Source organism: Pedobacter sp. ok626, from assembly GCF_900100435.1.
Classification (GTDB): Bacteria; Bacteroidota; Bacteroidia; order Sphingobacteriales; family Sphingobacteriaceae; genus Pedobacter.
Map to the genome: position 1 here is coordinate 308,743 of NZ_FNEX01000003.1, position 18,181 is coordinate 326,923.

At 37.1% G+C, this 18,181-nt stretch carries 14 protein-coding genes; 6 read left to right on the plus strand and 8 right to left on the minus strand.

All coding sequences use genetic code 11. From position 1 onward, the window contains the following. The first annotated feature begins 1 nt into the window (after position 1). The 3 genes from BLS35_RS05625 to BLS35_RS05635 are packed head-to-tail and all read left to right on the plus strand — an operon-like array spanning position 2 to position 2,982. Complete coding sequence (locus BLS35_RS05625; protein ID WP_090778655.1) at positions 2 to 823, plus strand: methyltransferase, TIGR04325 family; 822 nt, start codon at positions 2 to 4, stop codon at positions 821 to 823. Beyond that, the gene (locus tag BLS35_RS05630; RefSeq protein WP_090778657.1) at positions 810 to 1,901 is read left to right on the plus strand and encodes an acyltransferase family protein; all 1,092 of its coding nucleotides are present in this window, start codon (positions 810 to 812) and stop codon (positions 1,899 to 1,901) included. Before BLS35_RS05625 ends, BLS35_RS05630 begins: the two co-directional genes overlap by 14 nt. Before the next feature lie 16 nt (positions 1,902 to 1,917). After that, on the plus strand, positions 1,918 to 2,982 hold the full coding sequence (locus BLS35_RS05635; protein ID WP_090778659.1) for a lipocalin-like domain-containing protein: 1,065 nt from the start codon (positions 1,918 to 1,920) through the stop codon (positions 2,980 to 2,982). On the opposite strand, the gene BLS35_RS05640 is transcribed toward BLS35_RS05635, so the two are convergent. Genes BLS35_RS05640 through BLS35_RS05650 form a run of 3 tightly spaced genes read right to left on the minus strand, consistent with a single transcriptional unit; the run spans position 2,979 to position 6,998 of the window. After that, positions 2,979 to 3,998 (minus strand): UbiA family prenyltransferase, encoded by a 1,020-nt coding sequence (locus BLS35_RS05640; protein WP_090778661.1) that lies wholly within the window; start codon positions 3,996 to 3,998, stop codon positions 2,979 to 2,981. The two genes, BLS35_RS05635 and BLS35_RS05640, sit on opposite strands and share 4 nt — an antisense overlap. After that, on the minus strand, positions 3,985 to 5,178 hold the full coding sequence (locus BLS35_RS05645) for a glycosyltransferase (RefSeq protein ID WP_090778663.1): 1,194 nt from the start codon (positions 5,176 to 5,178) through the stop codon (positions 3,985 to 3,987). Before BLS35_RS05645 ends, BLS35_RS05640 begins: the two co-directional genes overlap by 14 nt. Positions 5,179 to 5,183: 5 nt before the next feature. After that, a complete protein-coding gene (locus BLS35_RS05650) occupies positions 5,184 to 6,998 on the minus strand; it encodes an ABC transporter ATP-binding protein (RefSeq protein WP_090778665.1) in 1,815 nt (604 codons plus the stop codon). A gap of 239 nt (positions 6,999 to 7,237) precedes the next feature. Here BLS35_RS05650 and BLS35_RS05655 point away from each other — a divergent pair, with 239 nt between their 5' ends. Together BLS35_RS05655 and BLS35_RS05660 are read left to right on the plus strand one after the other, a co-directional pair. Continuing rightward, a complete protein-coding gene (locus BLS35_RS05655) occupies positions 7,238 to 8,770 on the plus strand; it encodes a polysaccharide deacetylase family protein (protein WP_132225938.1) in 1,533 nt (510 codons plus the stop codon). 76 nt (positions 8,771 to 8,846) lie between these two features. Next, the gene (locus BLS35_RS05660; protein ID WP_090778669.1) at positions 8,847 to 9,821 is read left to right on the plus strand and encodes a glycosyltransferase family 2 protein; all 975 of its coding nucleotides are present in this window, start codon (positions 8,847 to 8,849) and stop codon (positions 9,819 to 9,821) included. A gap of 39 nt (positions 9,822 to 9,860) precedes the next feature. Here the strand turns inward: BLS35_RS05660 and BLS35_RS05665 are convergent, their stop codons facing one another. Both BLS35_RS05665 and BLS35_RS05670 read right to left on the minus strand, forming a co-directional pair. After that, positions 9,861 to 11,474, minus strand: a complete 1,614-nt coding sequence (locus tag BLS35_RS05665) for a hypothetical protein (RefSeq protein ID WP_090778671.1) — start codon at positions 11,472 to 11,474, stop codon at positions 9,861 to 9,863. A gap of 57 nt (positions 11,475 to 11,531) precedes the next feature. Continuing rightward, on the minus strand, positions 11,532 to 12,389 hold the full coding sequence (locus tag BLS35_RS05670) for a beta-1,6-N-acetylglucosaminyltransferase (RefSeq protein ID WP_090778673.1): 858 nt from the start codon (positions 12,387 to 12,389) through the stop codon (positions 11,532 to 11,534). A gap of 439 nt (positions 12,390 to 12,828) precedes the next feature. Between BLS35_RS05670 and BLS35_RS05675 the strand changes: the two genes are divergently transcribed. Further along, positions 12,829 to 14,151 (plus strand): hypothetical protein, encoded by a 1,323-nt coding sequence (locus BLS35_RS05675; protein WP_090778675.1) that lies wholly within the window; start codon positions 12,829 to 12,831, stop codon positions 14,149 to 14,151. Positions 14,152 to 14,270: 119 nt separating this feature from the next. Here the strand turns inward: BLS35_RS05675 and BLS35_RS05680 are convergent, their stop codons facing one another. From BLS35_RS05680 to BLS35_RS05690, 3 genes are all read right to left on the minus strand, one after another. Then, positions 14,271 to 15,155: a glycosyltransferase family 8 protein gene (locus BLS35_RS05680; protein ID WP_090778677.1), complete on the minus strand. Its 885-nt coding sequence runs from the start codon at positions 15,153 to 15,155 to the stop codon at positions 14,271 to 14,273. A gap of 21 nt (positions 15,156 to 15,176) precedes the next feature. Next, a complete protein-coding gene (locus tag BLS35_RS05685) occupies positions 15,177 to 16,541 on the minus strand; it encodes a lipopolysaccharide biosynthesis protein (RefSeq protein WP_090778679.1) in 1,365 nt (454 codons plus the stop codon). Between the two features lie 164 nt (positions 16,542 to 16,705). Continuing rightward, complete coding sequence (locus tag BLS35_RS05690) at positions 16,706 to 18,175, minus strand: glycosyltransferase family 39 protein (RefSeq protein WP_165973230.1); 1,470 nt, start codon at positions 18,173 to 18,175, stop codon at positions 16,706 to 16,708. Between the last annotated feature and the right edge of the window lie 6 nt (positions 18,176 to 18,181).

The following is an 18,181-nucleotide window of genomic DNA, read 5'->3' on the forward strand; positions in this document are numbered from 1 at the left end:
TATGCATTACTTAATCAAACAGTTATTCCCTCCTATCCTAAATGCCTTAAGGTGGTACAGCTTTAAATATGGATGGAAAGGAAATTACAAAACTTATGAGCAAGCAAAGGTCAAATGCAAAGGATATGATGAAGACCATATCCTCGAAAGAATCGTGAATACGACAGATAAAGTAAAAAAAGGAGAGATTGCTTACGAACGTGACGGCATAGTTTATGACGAAGTCCATCTCAATTTTCATTTGTTAAACGCACTACTTCTGGTGGCCTCTAGAAATAACAATAAACTAACTATTATTGATTTCGGAGGGTCATTGGGCACATCCTATTATCAGAACATTCAATATCTTTCACATTTCACAAGTTTGAATTGGTGTATTATTGAACAACCAAAATTTGTAGAAATAGGAAAGAGATCTTTTGAAAATGACCATATCAAATTCTATTATTCATTAGCAGATTGCTTTTCCGCACATCCCAATCCGGATCTGCTACTCATTTCGAGTGTACTCCAATATATACCCGAGCCTTATGAATTACTCCGAGACATCCAATCTTATCATATACCATATCTTATGTTGGATCTAGTAGGATATAATGATAAGATTGAAGACCGAATTACCATTCAGCGTGTCCCCCCGATCTTTTATGGTATAGAAGCATCATACCCCTGTACATTTTTCAATCGGCTAAAACTGGAATCCCAACTTGAAGAAAATTATGACAAGGTGTTCGACTTCATCTCAGAAAATGAGAAATACTATATAGAACTTAAACCGTTTCGCTATGAAGGATCTTTTTGGAAACTAAATGAAAAACGATAAACTCTCCCAAAGGTCAGGTGCGCTTGATTTACTCAGATTTTTAGCTGTGCTAATAGTTTTCTTTTCGCACTATACTGATACCTTCAATTATGTGTACAAGATTGTACCCGAAAACCTTAAATACCTGCCGATATTCAAATATGGAAGTCTGGCACTTGTGGCCTTTTTTATCGTCAGTGGTTATGTGATTACTATGACTTCAATGAAGAAAAGCATTAAGGATTTTATAGTCATCCGACTTTCCAGAATATATCCCTTATTTTGGGTCAGCTGCACTGTCGCATTTATTTTACCTCGTGCAGTTAATGAACATACATTCATCGCATTTTCCAGTTTTAATACATACCTGATCAACATGACTATGGTCCCCGGCTTACTTGGAACACCGTTGATCAACCCTGTCTATCATACACTATTATTGGAACTCTTGTTCTATTTTTTTATCGCTATAATTATTGTATTCAAATTATGGGACAGAATGTTGCTGATCATTGGAGTACTGACTGTATTTTGCATCGTAAGAGGATTGGACGCTACAGCATATTCTCATATAGTAATTCCTCCGTTTGCGGGAGGAATTTTATTCTATTACCTTAAAATAAAATACGGAAATCCCATATACCTTAGAATATTGTTGTGTCTTAATTTCATTTCATCCTTGATGATTGGTCGTACCTTAGAGAGATACCTTAATGGTAGAGTAGATGATGTGCAAACCATCAATTCCTGGATAGCTGTGACTATTATTGCTGCAATTTACGGGATATTTTACCTGATTGTTACCGATCGATTTAAAATCAGCAGCAACAGAATAACAGTAATGCTCGGGGAAATTGCTTATCCATTTTACTTATTTCATGTTTATTTTCTCATTGTATATTGGTATTTCAGAGATTCTATTCAAGAAGATGCTTTATTGCTTTCAATTTTAGCCCTGGTCATCTGCTCTTCCTGGTTGATAAACCAACTCGTGGAAAAACCATTAAATAAAATATGCAGTCAATTGCTTTATTTCTTGTTTAACTTGTTTAAACGAAATAAAAATTCACCAGAGGTTTTAACTTCGAGAACTGTTTAGATTAATCCTTTGACCCATGGCACCTTTAAGCTATTTAGCAACGACAGAAAACGATTACGAAACATTAAACCTCAAAAAAGGTGTCCCTGAGCAATGGGAAGATGGAATGCGCACGCATGGAGGTAAAGGGACATATGAATGGTGGTATTTTGACACACACCTTGCAGATGGGTCGAAGATGGTCATTGTGTTTTATACAAAAGCACTGACCGAGGTAAATAAACCTACAAAAGCGTATGCAACGCTGAACATCGACTATAAAGACGGTACAAAACTAGAGCGCTACTTACCATCATCGGTTTTCAGTGCATCCAAAACATCCTGTGATGTGAAAATCGGAGCAAATACCTTTAAAGGTGACTTAAAAAACTATTCAATCCATCTGGAAGATTACGACTTTAAACTAGATGTGGAATTTAATCGTGTTGCTGAAAGCTGGAGACCAGAAACAGGACATTTTTATTTCGGTGATAAGCAAAATCTGTTTTCCTGGTTTGTCGCCGTCCCAAAAGGAAATGCTACAGTCACCTATTCAATTGGTCAATACACTGTCCATACTTCAGGTTCTTGTTATCACGATCATAACTGGGGTAATAAAGGTATGCACCAGCTCATCAATCACTGGTATTGGTCAAGAGCAGAATTTGGTCCTTACACTGTAATTGCCTGTCAGATTGTTCCGGAAAAAAAATACGGCGATATACCAATCGATCTGGTTTACATAGCGAAAGAAGGAAAAAAACTAGCCGATGATCCTGCTAAATTAAAATTACACAGAAGCTATCCCATAAAAGTAACCACAGGTAACAAACCAATCAGCAACGAACTAATTTTCAATTACGAAAATTCAGAGTTTAACCTAAGCTTACAACTTACCAGAAAAACCAACATCATTGAAACTTACCTAATTCAGCAGGATTTTCAGCGGAAGCTTGCTAAAATATTTCTTGGATTTAATGGAGCGTATTTTAGAATTGCAGGAGATGCAAAACTTGAAGTTAACTATAAAGACGGCCCATCGGAAACTTTCGAAAATGACCATGCGATCTGGGAGTTGATGTATTTCGGAGATCCCTTCTAACGAATGATTCGTTTTATACCATCCCTTATTAGATGATATCCGTCCATAAATGTCATTAATAATATTTTATAAAACAACAACGTATGCACCAACAATGGAACCCAACCGTAGGGCTGCGTAAATGCACAATAAGACAATAATGACATAGGAAAAAAAACAGTATAAAAATCCAGCATCAGAATCTGGAAAAATTTGTTTTCAGGGGTAATGATGATGATAATTTTTGATTTGAACTGCCGTTGCCGCCAAAGGATAAAAACTGCATAAAGCATTAATGAGATGTAAGTAATCCAAAGATTTAGCTGGAAGAGTAAAATGGCCAACGTAATAACCTCTACGAGCAGAATTACTTTTTCATTCAAACCGAAAGTTTTAGGATCGATGCCATTTGCAAATGTATCTATTCCTGATCGCTCATCATTTTCTTTATCCAAAAACTGATGCCAAAGGATACTTCTAAGGCCATAACAAAAAGACAATAAACCAGTTGCGACCATCCATTTCCATTCAATCTCCATATTAGAAAAATAGAAAATAATTGCAACTGCGAATAAGGCAGGAAACATGTGTTCAGCTGTTGCACATGAAATGACTCCCCATACCCTCCTTTTTTTTAACCTTACCGGAGGAAAAGAGTACAGGCTGATTGCAAGCACGATGCACAGATAGAAAACAACAGCATATACTCGTGGATAGATAAAATAGGCCGCCAGGAATACGAAACCTAGGGAAAGCAGCACTAGAAAAAGTCGCAAAGCTGGGGATAACCGCTGCATCATATTAGATTTGCCGCAAGCAATGTCTATTTCTAAATCAGTCACATCATTAATGATGCTTGCATAAACAGCGATGAGAACGAGACTTCCAAATAAGATGAGGAAAGCATTACCCAGAAGCAGATACAAAGGTGTGTGCCCCATTAATGCAGTGGCATAAGCCAGGGAAAGAATTTGCGGGGTCTTATGATCCCACCATTCATGAGAGCGCGTGAGTTGTTTTAACCTACTTTGAGCCATTTAAAATTTGTAAAAAGGATTTTACGAAATCTGCTTCAGGGGATGCGGGGACAAGTTTCGAGATTTGGCTTGCCGCAATACTTCCTAATTCTTCCCATTGCTCACGCTGCGCCCAGGCCCGATCCATCGCCTCTTCAAATGCCTGCTCATTTGGATGGCCACTAAAAGCAGTAACACCTTCTTCTATAAGCTCAGTATTTCCGCCGGCATTAGAAACGATTGCAATGCGGCCTGCAGCCATAGCTTCCACCATCGATAGTGGCAAACCCTCACTCCGGGAAGGTAAAACAAGGGCGTGATATTGTGTCCATAAGGTATCCATATCCTTTACCTGACCAGCGAAACTAACATTTTTAATATCCAGTAATGCAGCCATATCTTTCAGGCCTTCGTCATCAACACCTGATCCGACGAAAGTTATGGTAATTGGCCTTTCACGCCATTTTTCCTGATTTAAAATACGCAAAAGAATATCCTGCCCCTTATCAAGGACAAAGAGTCGGCCAACACATGCAAGCTTATAGCCCTTGTCTATAGCAGGATAAGGTAATTTGCTACCAATTTTAAGCGGGTTAAATATGACATACCCATTTTTTAATCTTGTACCAAACTGTTCTTCTGTCAGTATAAGGTTATGCTTTGAAACAAAATAACATGCAGCAGCCTCTTTCATAACTTTTGTCATTATTGGCCTGTCACTTCTGCCTGGCCAATAGAAATCAACTGCTTTTTGTGCGACCAAAACATAGGGTAACCCTACCGAATTGCAGGCATAAGCGTATCCAAGTCCATCGAAGTTTATACCTTGAGAAACAAGGGCAAATACATGTTTATTTTTTGCTAGCAGTACAGTTAGCCTGTTTACCCAGGGATTATTGACAAATGTAAAGGCACTACCATTTCCTCTTAATTGTTCAAGTTTTCCGATGATTCGTTTAAAGTTTCTTTTCAGAAAGGGCACATGCGTATCAATTTCCACGAAAGTCACACCCAGAGACGCGAGTTTTAGAAATTCCGGGTGATTCCTATTAATCTTAGCTTTATAAACCGTTACCGAATAACCCTCAGCTAGTAATAAAGGAACGCTTCTACCCCATAGTTCTTCACTTCCTCCCCAATCTTCACTGCAGGACGATATAATGGCAACATTTCCCAAAGGTTTAATCTTTTCTAAGTTCATAATGCCTACTTTTTATCCAACTGTTTCTTAAATAAACGCGCGTAATCGCCTTCCATTTCCAAAAGTTCTTTGTCTGTTCCTTCTTGTAGTATCCTGGTGTCTGATAATACATAAATATAATCCGCATGCTTTACTGCGGAATGTCTATGGCTGATGACCAATGCTGCACGTTTGCCGATATGCTGCCTAAACGAATCAAACAATTCTTTTTCAGCGACAGCATCAAGTGCACTTGTCGCTTCATCAAGAATAAGAAACCTTGAAGAACTATAGAGTGCACGTGCCGTAGCCAATTTTTGCCATTGCCCGATGCTAATTTCTCTTCCATCTTCAAAAATCTTACCCATCATTGTGTCGTATTGATTTTCGAAACCTTTGATATACTCGTGTGCCCCCGAATGTTTAGCCGCATTGACTATATCTTCCATGGCATGTACTGACCGATTAATGTCTCCGAATTTGATATTGTCAGCTGCAGAGAAATTATATTTACAAAAGTCCTGAAACACCATACTAATTTGCTTGCGGTAATCCTCAATAGAAAAATCACGTATATCTTTTCCACCCAGTGTAATCAATCCCGAGTCGGGGTCGTATAGTCTACAAAGCAATTTTATCAATGTTGTTTTACCAGCTCCGTTTAATCCCACAATTGCAATAATTTTTCCAGCAGGAAGCTTAAGGTTGATATTCCTGAGTGCAGGCTTGGGCATGTTAGGGTAAGAGAAACAGACATCTCTCAATTCAAGATCTAAAGAATGATCTTCGGGAATTGCCTCGCTGCCTTGTCTAAGAGGAATCTCTTTTTTTAAATCAAACAACTCAAAAATACTGGATACAAAAATATTGTTCTGATATACTGTCGATATGCCAGAAGCAATATTCTGCAATAAGCTAAATGTTTGGGGGAAAATAACAAGAAATAAGGTAATGTCACCTAATGTAGAATTACCTTGAACCGCCCGGAGCATGATGTAACCCATGCAAACAAAAAAACCTATACTAGACAATCCCGAAGTAATGGCTTCACCTACAGTCCGATTAAAACTAATCTTAAGACGTTCTTCTAATAAGGCCATCCTAATCTGATAATATTGGGTTTTAAAAAAGTTGCCCAGATTATAACTTCTAACTTCTTTAGCTGTAGTATCAGAAGTAATCAAGGTACTCAAATAAGATGTTTTCCGCTCTGTTGGTGTATGTTTTATCCTAAGTATATTTTGCTTGTTGGAAAAATAAATACGCACAAGTAATGTAGGCAATACAAACAGAACAAGCATTGGTAGTAACATCCAGTTGATCGTAATCAAGATCAAAGCTACCCCCATCAGGTTGAGTATATTTTTAAGAATTTCTAAAATAGAGAGAATCACTTGATTGGGCCTGTACGAACCAGCGTCCTTCGCCCGTTTGAGTACATCAAAATATTCAGGACTTTCATAGAATGCAAGATCAAGGTTAGCCGCAATATCATGTATTTTATCATCAATGCTTTCAGAAACCCTGGCTGCCTGAATTTCACCCGTATACGTGGCTAGAGAACGTATAACATTATATAGAACGCCAAGAACACCAGCTAATACCACGTACTGAATTACTAAGCTTTCGCTACCAAAATTTTTAAGATTAGTTTTCGAAACAACATCAACCAACAATTTTAATGAATATAAAGACGCGAGCATAAAAATCGTCTCCAGGAAAATCATAACTATCACAATAATCGTCCAGCTTTTTGTGACTGACCAAACCAAACGCATAGTGCGTCCGATATTGAGATTTGTTTTGATATCTTGCAGCTTAACAGATAAAGATCCTAACATGAAATTCGGAATATATTTAATAGAAACCTGGCTATTATTCCGTAAATATATAAAGGTTCTCTAAATTAAGTGCTAGTTAAATAGATATTAAGGTGTAACGCTGAAACATGTTGCCGTGAAAGTACACCGCATCTATGATTAACTTGTTTAGAATCTGTTTTACCCGACGCGTTATTAAAGATTTTAATCAAAATCTGAACAAATCATCTATCTTTATGCTGGGATAATAAATTAATAAAATGTCGACATTGAATATCGTTTCAAGGGCGATAAGGCATGCATTCATGCTAATCAGCTCATTTTTTCCGACATGCAATGAGAAAACGCCTTCCGTTGCGGTCACAAACATCAAAAGTATCATAGTACCTAAAATTGATTTGGGTGATACTTCAAGATATGTGAAGTTGCAAATCGATATGACCGCACATGGAAAACCTGATTTCTCGTTTACAGATTTACTGTACGATAAAAGTAAAGGCTTTTTGTTGATGAAGGATGATGGCATTGTTACCGACTACACCATAGTTTATAAGATACTGAATGGCGGGGTAGTCAACGGAAAAAAATATCCCGGCTTTACTTTTACAGATGGCGCGGGAAAAAACATAAATTATAAATATTCTTTTGCAGTTAATCCAAATGACGAGCACTCAACCTCACAAAATGCAACTACCTGGGCGCAAATGAGTGAAATGGTTGCGAAAGGTCATGCCATTATGAACCATACACTCTATCATGGTGGCACAGATAAACTAAAGGCAATTAAAGATGCAGAAAAGAACCTTTGGACAAATACCCATTACCGGATGACTGAACTGGTACCACCCGGTAATGATGAAGGATTTGTCGCAACAGGCTTACAGCTTGGTTATACCATGTTTTCATCAGAATTTGGGGAACCCACTCCGGACGGGAACAACGATCCTGGTAATGAGCATATGACCTGGGGAAGTTACATCCCCATGACCACCCAGAATCTCAAAAGAATTCTGGTATCCAGGACTAACCTGGGTGACCAGTGGAACGAAAAAGAGCTACTGAATGTGAAAGTATTCGTGGATTACATACTCAACAATCCTAAAAGATATGAAAAACCTGTAGGTACCGCATTTAGTCATGGTCCGTTTTCAGACCATCCTGAATCCGCTGATGTTTTCTTTAAATTTTTAAATTATATCAAAAACCATCCCGGCAACAAGGATAGTGTTTGGATAACTTCTTCTAAAGAATTGATGGACTTTGTAAAAACAAAGGAAAAAGTAAACGTTGACACTAAAGTTTATGATTACAAAACAGGTAAATATACCATCGTTTTAGATATGGGTAAAGTAGATCCAAATGTAATTTGGAGAAATCTAAGCCTAAAATTAATAGGCGGTAAAATAAATAATGTAATCGCTACCGGTGCTAACAGCGTTACTTTCAATACTAAAACAGGCTTAGTTAATATTTATAAAATGGACAGATCAAGGGTAAAAGATCCGTTTAAAGATGTCTTACCACCTCAAATTACCGGCTTAAAAGCCAATGGCAATACAATTAGCATCAGTTATGACAAACCGGTTAGTCAAAAAAAACATACAGCATATGAAGTAAGTGACAATGTAGTTTTAGGACTACAGGGTTCGGGAAAAAGTTGGCTACTCAAGCTAAAGTCACCCGTTTCAAAAGGGCAGTTATTCTCTTACAGGATGCAACGCGGCGATGCCGTTCTAGAGAAAACGCCCGACCTGAAAGTTTGCAGCTATATTGGTTTACCCATAAAAATTTAGTTTTTTTTTATTGTCCTTTAAACTTCATATACCCTATCTTAGCTATTCGAAAGTGCATCCCAAAATAAATTTGTTAATGGAAATTGAAAATCTTGTTACTATTATTATTCCAACTTACAACAGAGATAAAAAAATCGGAGAAGCTATTGAAAGCGCTTTAAATCAAACCTACAAAAATACTCAGATCATTGTAATCGATGATGGCTCTACCGATGGGACCGCAGAACTAATTAAAAAGTACCCGCAGGTGGAATATTATTTTCAGCATAATGCTGGACAGGCTTCGGCCAGGAATACAGGTTTAAAGTATTCAAAAGGAATTTTTGTGGCTTCTCTGGACTCAGATGATGTTTGGAATCCTGATTTTCTTGAAAAGTGCATCAATAAACTGGAGTCTAATCAGCTTGATTTTGTATTTGCGAACTGGGAACAGGAAACCAGGCATGGGAAAAACTGGGATTTTCTCAATAATGATCCATTTCTGACACCATATCTTAATAAACAGAAAGACGGCTGGATAACGCTTAATTATGAGGAAGTCAGAAGTCTGTTTATACATTCCTGTCCTTCTCCTTCTTCCTCAGTAGTGATGCGTAAATCATCCATTATTTCAGGTTGGGATGAACGCATGAATATCGGTGACGACTGGTGTATGTACCTGGAAATGATCCTTAACAAGGAATGTAAAGTAGCCTTTACTATGGAGAAACTATGGAAGAAAAGGGTGGATGACATTAACGTGTATGACGGTCGTAAATGGAGTGAAGTTTTAGAATTTCTTCACATAGCAGATTTAAAAAGAAATATGAACAAATTTAAACATCTGCTAACAATTGATGAAATCAAGGTTTTACAGGAACGTTACATGAGCAGCTTGGTAGAACTGTCAAAACATAAATTAATCCGGGAATTTAATTTTATTGACTCTGTAAAATTATTAGGGACATCCATGTCTATGGATATCCCTTTTACGTTGAAGACTATCCCCAATATTTTCTTTCTAGGGTTAAGCAGAAAAATTACTGAATTGAGAAAAAAACAACCTTCATAGCCACCTGACATTTAGTAATATCCAAAGGTGGTTATGCGGCTAAATTGCCTGAATAAACGTTGGCGTCTCAGTTACCGTTACACTAATCTTTCCTCCCTTCGTAGCAATGTCTTCATGTGCCATCTCATCGGCTCCGGGCTTTAGTTTATAAACCCGTGCTTTTTTTACTTTTTCGCCGAGATCAAGTTCATACACTTCCGTCCTGTCCTTTTCGTCTGGCACAACCAATACATACATTTTCTTGTCTTTAAAAGCGTATATATCAACGAACGGATCTTTTTTGATGGTATTCTCATAGATATACTCACCCATTAGCTTCGTTGTCTGCAGCAAATAATCAGCCGCAGGTCTCCTCCCCCCCTGGTTTAACAATCCTGAGGTACCAAATGGACTGCTACCAGATGGTGTTCCAGGAGGATCTATATCGTAGGCGATATAAAAAAACACACGACTAAGCCCGTGCCTTGCATACATTAGTGAAGTCCTCAAAATCCAATCAGCCTGGGTAACTAATGCGGATTTCTGACCTATAGGAATTGCTCTCTGAACACTTTTATCGCTTAGGTCATATCCTGTTTCTGTAGTCCATACTTCAATTCCTTTACCAAGCTGCGTGGTGTATTGTACAAAACTATCAGCGATTTCACCCATATTACTCAGTTCTGGAGCGATACCTCTTTTATTAGATTTAAACTTACCAAACCACCCAGTATTGTCATTTGAGTAAAGATGATAATTTACTACATCGAAGCAAAGATCTACACTGCCGTCGGCTTTTACCCCACGGTTTGTCCTGCACCATTCAACGATTTCCTTAAGAAAATTAACATCAGGTCTTGCTAATCCCCCTATCACTACCTTGATATTAGGATCCGCTGTCTTCGCTCCTGCATATTTTCCGAGCTTTCCTTTATGTCCATCATAAAAAGCAGAAAGGTTAGCTGCATATTCAGCACCTGTTTGCTGCGCCCTTTTTCCCTGCCACCATTTATCCGGCTCATTGTTACACTCTACATAATTAACCAGATCAAGCCCTACCTTTACCTGGTTTACCTTATCACCCGACCAGCGTGGTGTAGTATTTAATTTAATTACGGTAGTGTCAATATTTTTATTGGCGCCATATCTTGCTACAAACTGGTATATCATTTTAGCCTGCGCAATATATGAAGCCGGATCTTCCCTATTAGCACCATATTTAACTGGTACATTATCAACACCCTGCATCGATTTAGGGTAAGTATTATATAACCAGTCCGGTGTGTTTTTGAGGCAACTCAGCATAAATATACCATCAGTCTTGGCCCGTGCATACATAGCATCGTAGTTCCAGCCTCCTCTTGTTGTCGGGTTAAATGAATACATGTTCGGTTTATCTTCCAATTTCTCCCAGTCCATATAATGCCGGACTGATGAAAACGATCTAAGCAAATTCATCTTGGGCTCGAAAACCATACTTCCGTCATTGGGATTATTTGGGTCCTGTAAAAAATCCCATTCAAAAGCATTTACTCCGAAAAGATTTTTAATCTTTATGTTTTTATATGCCAGTTCATTAACTGGAATATCTTTTTCTTCTGTACGACAGCCAGAAAAAGCAATGACCATCGCAAAAGATAAAAGAAAAGCCTTAGTAGTATTATTTTTTTTCATCAATGTATATTTGTCTTTTAGTAGTTATAAAACAATCATAAGCAGATGTGCTGCTCGTCACGAATTGATCAATCTGTCCAGTTTATCTAAAATCGCCGTGTCTACATTTGTATCAAACTTCCTGGCGAAGAAATCAGGTGATGATTTGATTGACTCAAAATCAACTGCTGTTAATATCCTAGGATTAGCCATTCCATCCACCCAGGTAATGAACCTGAAATTGTTATTTACTGTCTTATCGCTGAAACTTGAATTCATAATAATAGTTGCCAATAGAAATTCATCTGATCCCCAGGTAAATTTCATAAAGTCATTTAGTTTAGGATTACATTTCATAAAATCCGTCACGTAAGCTGCACATTCCGCACTAATCGTCCACCAAGATGAATTACTGCTTCCATAAAGTTTCATTTTCAGGGGAAACTTCCTCACAGGGAAGTACTTATTTAACATTTTTTGTAAAAAATACCTTCCTTTAAAGCTAAAGTCAGTAAAATGATACAGTTGAGCTCTTTTTTCAGCATGCCCCCACCAATTCCGTTGTGGGTCTACATCATAAGAAATGAAGCATTTACCAGGATTTTGCAAATAAAAATTATGGATGTCATTTATCGGCTTGATCGGATAATCCTGGCCACTCATCAGGTTAAAAAAATCAAAATCTTTATGCCTATTTAAAATTTCAGAGAGGGATGAAAATATCGCTTTGACAAAAGAAAATCCTCCCCAATTGCATAAAACTCTGTTTTCTATAAAGATTACACGGTCAATCTTACTTAAATGCTCAAAAGATTTATAGTTAATCTTAAGATCAAGATGAACAAAAAAATAGAAATCAGGATGATCCATAGCCCGGATCATCCGCTCTATCTGATCTGGATTTTTGTATGCCATTATCAAATGGGCAATTTTCATGTTAAGATTTATTAATGTACATGACTATTCTCAATATAAGCGCCAATAAAAATACCACTTAATAGAGATAATCCCATTGTCTTAAAAACTTTTCTAAGATAGAAAAATGCTTGGTTAATCAGAGAAGATTTTAAAAAGAAGTATTTGCTTGCAGAACATTACTTTATCTTCCGTTTGTTTCAATAATTTTTACTTTCTGCCTTGCCAGACACAATTTAGTTGCCCATTCAAAAAGCACCAAATAGTCATCGAAATGTCATAAAAAAAACATACAAAAAACTGCTGAACCCGGGAAAAACATTACCCATATTGTGGAAATAAAGGTTTCGAGCAGTTACGCTATCATTATCATGCCATAAACTTATTATTACTATAGGAAATTGTGTATAAAATTCATTACAATTGTGCGGCACCAGGGATAAAAGCCGATATAGAATTTATGATTTTAAAATGTAAAACTCCGCTATTACTAATAGCACTGTTGTTTATTTTCGTGGCCTGTAAAAAGGGGAACGTCACTCCGGAAGAACCAAATCCTGAAATAGTTGCTCCGATAGTACCTCCACCGACCACCACCCCTCCTCCTCCAACCGATATCCCCACAGACGCTACATTTTACGACCTGGGAACAGGAAAGGGCGATCTTGTCGTAGACGGCACCACATTGAACTTTGTTAAAAATTCGGTTGTCAGAATTAAAGGTGGTACTTATAATTCGATTTTGATTAAGAACATTAATGCTACAGAAAGCAATCCCTTACTAATCAAAAATGATGGACTAGTCATGATTAAAACCATATTGAATACTGATAACGTCAATAATCTGACTATATCAGGAGACAATGTCGCCAATTTAACTTATGGTTTCCAGTTTGAAGATATTGCTTTTAGAGCAATCAGTATGAATGGGAAAATGAACGGCGTAACCATTAAAAATATCAGTTTTAAAAATGTTGCCGATTATGTGATAGCCGGTGAAAAGAGTAATGGTGACGCATTCCCTTATAATGGAAGTGCCGAGAGCAGAACCGAAAGATTTAAGGTTATTTATTGCAAATTCGATAATACCGGGCCCATTTCTTTCGGAGGTAATCTGAACAAGGGTAATAGTGAAGACAGCGGTCTATTTAAAGACGTTGAAATCGCATACAACTCATTTAGCAATACTGACGCGGGCACACTCTGTTCTTTCACAAATGTTCAGGACTACAACATCCACCACAACACAGTAGACAATGTTAACCAGAACAACAATAATCATAACGGTATATTCTATATGCAGGGAAATGGTAAATTTCATGATAATAAACTGACCAACTATCAAGGAAATTCCATTAGAATGTGGCTTTATTCAAGAGGAAATACGCCTGTTACAGTAGAAATCTATAATAATCTTTGTTACAACACCAGAAAATACGGCGGATTTGAACTTCAAGCGTTTGACCGGAACATGTACCCTGGGAAATCAACCTACGCAAACGCAAAAGTATACAACAATACGGTTGGAAGGATGAATACCTCACAGGATTTTGAGGGACAAATCCTTGACTTGTACCAAACCGGCGGTACACTTGAATATTACAATAACCTGGGATTTGATTTAAATAGCAAAAAGACGATAGGCAACATGATCAACAACATGGGCGATACAAAAATTATTGTTGAATCAAATAACAAATACTCCGCTAACTGGGAAAGTGCCGTTTCAGACACAAAAAATTTCGCATCTAAATTTCCAGGAGTAGGAATGTCGGGGATTTAATTACCCACAATAAAAAGCTAAGCCTCTCTAAATTACATGTTTAGAGAGGCTTTTTGCTTTAAGTATTTTCAATAGGTAAAACCAGAGTGTATATAATCTATTGTAAATGCTGAAAGAAATTACAACTTCAAAAATGCCTTTTTAATTTTATTGATGACTTTCCTAACATAACGCTGGTTGCCGCTAATCGGTTTGAAACCTTTCCAGGGAGTCATAGATAAGTATCTGTAAAATTCATCTCTGTAAACCGCCTGCGAGTTGTATGAAGTAAATATTGGTTTGATATCAAGAAAATGTACCAATGACGGATTTTTATCCTCCTGAAAAGCAAACCAATTCCATTTCGGATCTAACATCTGCCATTTGTTGGCAAGCACAACATTTAATCCATACTGATCTGCTAATTGCACATACTCTTTATAAGTGCTCAATGCAGTGATCACCTGATTAGATAAATCTTCTTCTCTCCATTTTTTAGGATTGATAACTAGCACACCAGAATTGAAATATTTCGTATCTGCGGTCAGTCCTAGGTCTTTATAATTCTTAATCCCCCCCCATTCACAATCTACAGTTTTACCCACATCCTGAGCCGCAGCAACAGTATAATTCCCCAGGTCAATATTCCATAGCTTGGAAATATCATCCTGTACAATCGTATCCACATCCAGATAGATCAAACGACTTACCTCTGGATCTACTACATAAGGAGAAAACACGCGCATGTATACTGTTAATGGAAATGCCGAATTATCAACAGGAATCACAATATTAGATGGAATAATTTCTTTACTTTTAAACCATTTCAATGTGATCATTTTCGGATCAGCAATCGCACTTAACTTCTTTTTGACTTTTGGAGAAATCCCATCATCGATAATATGAAAATCGATATGCTCCTCAGTTTTATGGTTAACCTCGATAGATTTTAACAATGCAGCGATTAATATAGCGTAGTGGTTATCACTAGCTACTACTATGGAAATGTTATTATTATTTTTCATATTTAAAATAAGATGGGGTGCTTAATAGTTTGCGGTCTTGTCTCTGGTGAAAAGTGTAAAATATATCTGTTTTATAAATAAAATAACTTCTTTATAGCCAACAACGTAAATTTCCCAAAAGTTGAACCTATAATACCTATTAAGCGGATAATAAGCAATAATAATGGCAATAATCACTGGAAGAACGTCAGCAACAGCTACGGCATACACAGATTTAAACAGGTAAATTCCAATTAAATCTCCGGTAAAGTTTACAGCGAGCATGATCAGTAACTTATAAAAATTGATCTTCGGAAGATGAATGACATCCAAAGTCAGTGAAAAGAAACGATCCGCAGGGAATAAAATAGCCATAGTCATAAATATACGGAATAAATTAGGTGCTTCCGTATCCATATACTTGGCTCCTCCAATCAGGCCTATGATGGGCTCCGCAAATATAATAGATACACAGGCGATACCAATAATGCAGACAGATAACATACCAATCATCTTTTTCATTACGTACATCATTTCTTCCTTCTGATTATTGTTGTAGTGTGCAGAAAGGCTCGGCATTCCGGAAGCCGCAAAACTCAATAATGGGATCTCTATAATCTGCATCAGCCTACCACCTAAACTGTAAATCGCCAACGCGGAAGGACCCAAGAAAAAATTGATAAAAAAGGTATCGGTGACTTTAAATAGATTGGCACTTAATCCTGAACCTACACTGTACTTTCCAAAATGAAAAATTTCCAGCAAACCAGACTTTGTTACTTTGGAAATCGCTCCAAACCTCGTCCAGCCTAAAATCAGCACACTCATACTTGCAATGGCATTTGAACCAATAAAAGTGAGTACAATTGCAGTCAAAGAAGCTTTTTTAAGGAAAATCAACACAATCACAGTTCCCATAAAAAGTATTTGATTGATCATTCTAAGCCAAAGCAGACGGTCAAAACGCTTATCCCCCTGAACCACCAGATTGGCCATAAACAAAGGAAGCGTAGCCACAGAAATCAATGAGAAATATTTCAGGAATAAAGTCATTCCTTCATTGGTAATATAATGTGATAAAAAGAAAGTAATGATATTGACAAAGACACAGCATCCAGTAATACTTAAAGCCAGGCACCAGGTAGAAGCAACAACCTCATCTGCGCGTTCTTTAGCTGTTCCTGAATAAAATTTAATGAAGGCATTTGTTAAAAAACCTGATCGGGTCGTATCCACTAGTCCCCATACCGTCATGAAGAAAACATAAACTCCTATTTCCTTAAAAGGAAGTGCACGATACAGAATAGCTATAGTCACCACTCCAAAGATGGCCATTACACCATTCCCCAGTAAAGATTGAAAATGTATATTTTTAAAGGATGAAAGTATAGTTTTTATAAAGGACATATATTATTAGTAGTGGCACAGCGATCTAAAACCTTAAATCATCCTATTTATTCAGCTCTGAACATGCAACTTTTAGGCCAGTCCTAATATCAGCACTCCAATAAATAATTTTGATTCGCATAAATTCACAGCAAGTTAATTCATATTTTAGAATAATTGCAGTTTTATCTGTTCTTTAATGTGATTAAAAATATCTTTACATCAAAAGAATTAAAAACTTCCTGTGGTTTGCCCATAGTAGACAAATGCTTAAGTAGCTTTAAGACTGGATCTGCGCCTTTTTCATAATACCAGGCTGGCTCCCCTATTGGATCGCCAATATCCGTTTTATAATAATCATTGTAGAGAAACCAAACCCTTCTTTTTCCTTTAAAACCATCAAAATCAGACTTTAACAAATTTAAATAACTCAAATAATCTTTCGAGAGAAAGCGGTAATCCTTCCCCTCAATCGTGGTAAAATGGTCTGGATGAATTTTATGATACACTTTATACCCAGGAAGATCATTCCAATAGATATACACGACATCTCCATTCTGGAATTTTTCAGCTACTGTTGCAAGGGCTTCTCTTTGAAATGAACGTTTATGCCCCAAAAAATCTTTAGGATATAATACATATTTAATAGTATTGATAAACAAACCGGAACACAGCAACAAAGTAAAAAGAATTTTAAGCACCAGACTATTAAAACAATCCATTAACCACAAATACCCCCTTACCAGTATCACAATTAGAATCGGACTGATAAACACCCAAAACCGTTCTGTGAGTGGATACAGTTTTAAAGCTGAAGCCAAAAACATAAAGAAAAAAGGAAAACACAAGATCAAAAAATTCTGTCTGCATTGATATAAAAGACCCAGCCCCAGAAATAGAAAACCAAGTGGTAATACCAGCAGCCATTTTACATTCCATAGGAATCCCAAGGGATAATCGAACAAACGATATAGATTTAGGGCGTACCATTTTAAATCCTCCAAGGAATGTGGAGGTACGGGCATAAAATTTTTGTAAAAATCAAACCACTCCACAATCCATTTAGATTCGGCATGCTTGTGGGTAAAATAGAGGTAATTCATACCAAAACTGAGGAACCAAATCAAGAAAGGAATACATTGTTTAAAGAACAATTCCCAATCTTTTTTAATTATTCTATAAAAACTGAGACCAGTTGCAATCCCCGCAAGAACAAAAACAGCCGAATAAGAAAACCACAAAACAAGGGCTCCAATAAATCCCCATTGTAACAGGTCAGCGTAAGTATTTCTTTCATGAAACTTTATATAACTATATAAAACCACTAGCGTTGCCAGCAACTCTACCTGATATTGTTTAACCTCCACTGCATGAAAAACAAGTGGTGTAGAAAAAGCTAAAATTCCTAGCCCCAATAAAGCCCCTTTTTCATCGCTAAAGTACCTGCAAACAGGAATAAATAAAAATAACGATAGAATTCCGCAAATCAGAGAAAAGAGCCGCAATGCTTGCTCACTCACTCCGAAAATGTCTATAAAGAAACGCACCGTCCACAGAAAGCCAATGGGTGCTTTTTGCTGATAATCCAAAGGCTGAGTGGCAAGTTCATGGTAGTTCATTCTGATCAAACTGCTGGAAAGATAAATTTCATCCATCCATAA

Excerpts from the sequence above, each read along its gene's own strand:
- BLS35_RS05625 (WP_090778655.1), top strand. The coding sequence starts at position 2 with ATGCATTACTTAATCAAACAGTTATTCCCTCCTATCCTAAATGCCTTA.
- BLS35_RS05630 (WP_090778657.1), top strand. The coding sequence starts at position 810 with ATGAAAAACGATAAACTCTCCCAAAGGTCAGGTGCGCTTGATTTACTC.
- BLS35_RS05635 (WP_090778659.1), top strand. The coding sequence starts at position 1,918 with ATGGCACCTTTAAGCTATTTAGCAACGACAGAAAACGATTACGAAACA.
- BLS35_RS05640 (WP_090778661.1), bottom strand. The coding sequence starts at position 3,998 with ATGGCTCAAAGTAGGTTAAAACAACTCACGCGCTCTCATGAATGGTGG.
- BLS35_RS05645 (WP_090778663.1), bottom strand. The coding sequence starts at position 5,178 with ATGAACTTAGAAAAGATTAAACCTTTGGGAAATGTTGCCATTATATCG.
- BLS35_RS05650 (WP_090778665.1), bottom strand. The coding sequence starts at position 6,998 with ATGTTAGGATCTTTATCTGTTAAGCTGCAAGATATCAAAACAAATCTC.
- BLS35_RS05655 (WP_132225938.1), top strand. The coding sequence starts at position 7,238 with ATGTCGACATTGAATATCGTTTCAAGGGCGATAAGGCATGCATTCATG.
- BLS35_RS05660 (WP_090778669.1), top strand. The coding sequence starts at position 8,847 with ATGGAAATTGAAAATCTTGTTACTATTATTATTCCAACTTACAACAGA.
- BLS35_RS05665 (WP_090778671.1), bottom strand. The coding sequence starts at position 11,474 with ATGAAAAAAAATAATACTACTAAGGCTTTTCTTTTATCTTTTGCGATG.
- BLS35_RS05670 (WP_090778673.1), bottom strand. The coding sequence starts at position 12,389 with ATGAAAATTGCCCATTTGATAATGGCATACAAAAATCCAGATCAGATA.
- BLS35_RS05675 (WP_090778675.1), top strand. The coding sequence starts at position 12,829 with ATGATTTTAAAATGTAAAACTCCGCTATTACTAATAGCACTGTTGTTT.
- BLS35_RS05680 (WP_090778677.1), bottom strand. The coding sequence starts at position 15,155 with ATGAAAAATAATAATAACATTTCCATAGTAGTAGCTAGTGATAACCAC.
- BLS35_RS05685 (WP_090778679.1), bottom strand. The coding sequence starts at position 16,541 with ATGTCCTTTATAAAAACTATACTTTCATCCTTTAAAAATATACATTTT.
- BLS35_RS05690 (WP_165973230.1), bottom strand. The coding sequence starts at position 18,175 with ATGGATGAAATTTATCTTTCCAGCAGTTTGATCAGAATGAACTACCAT.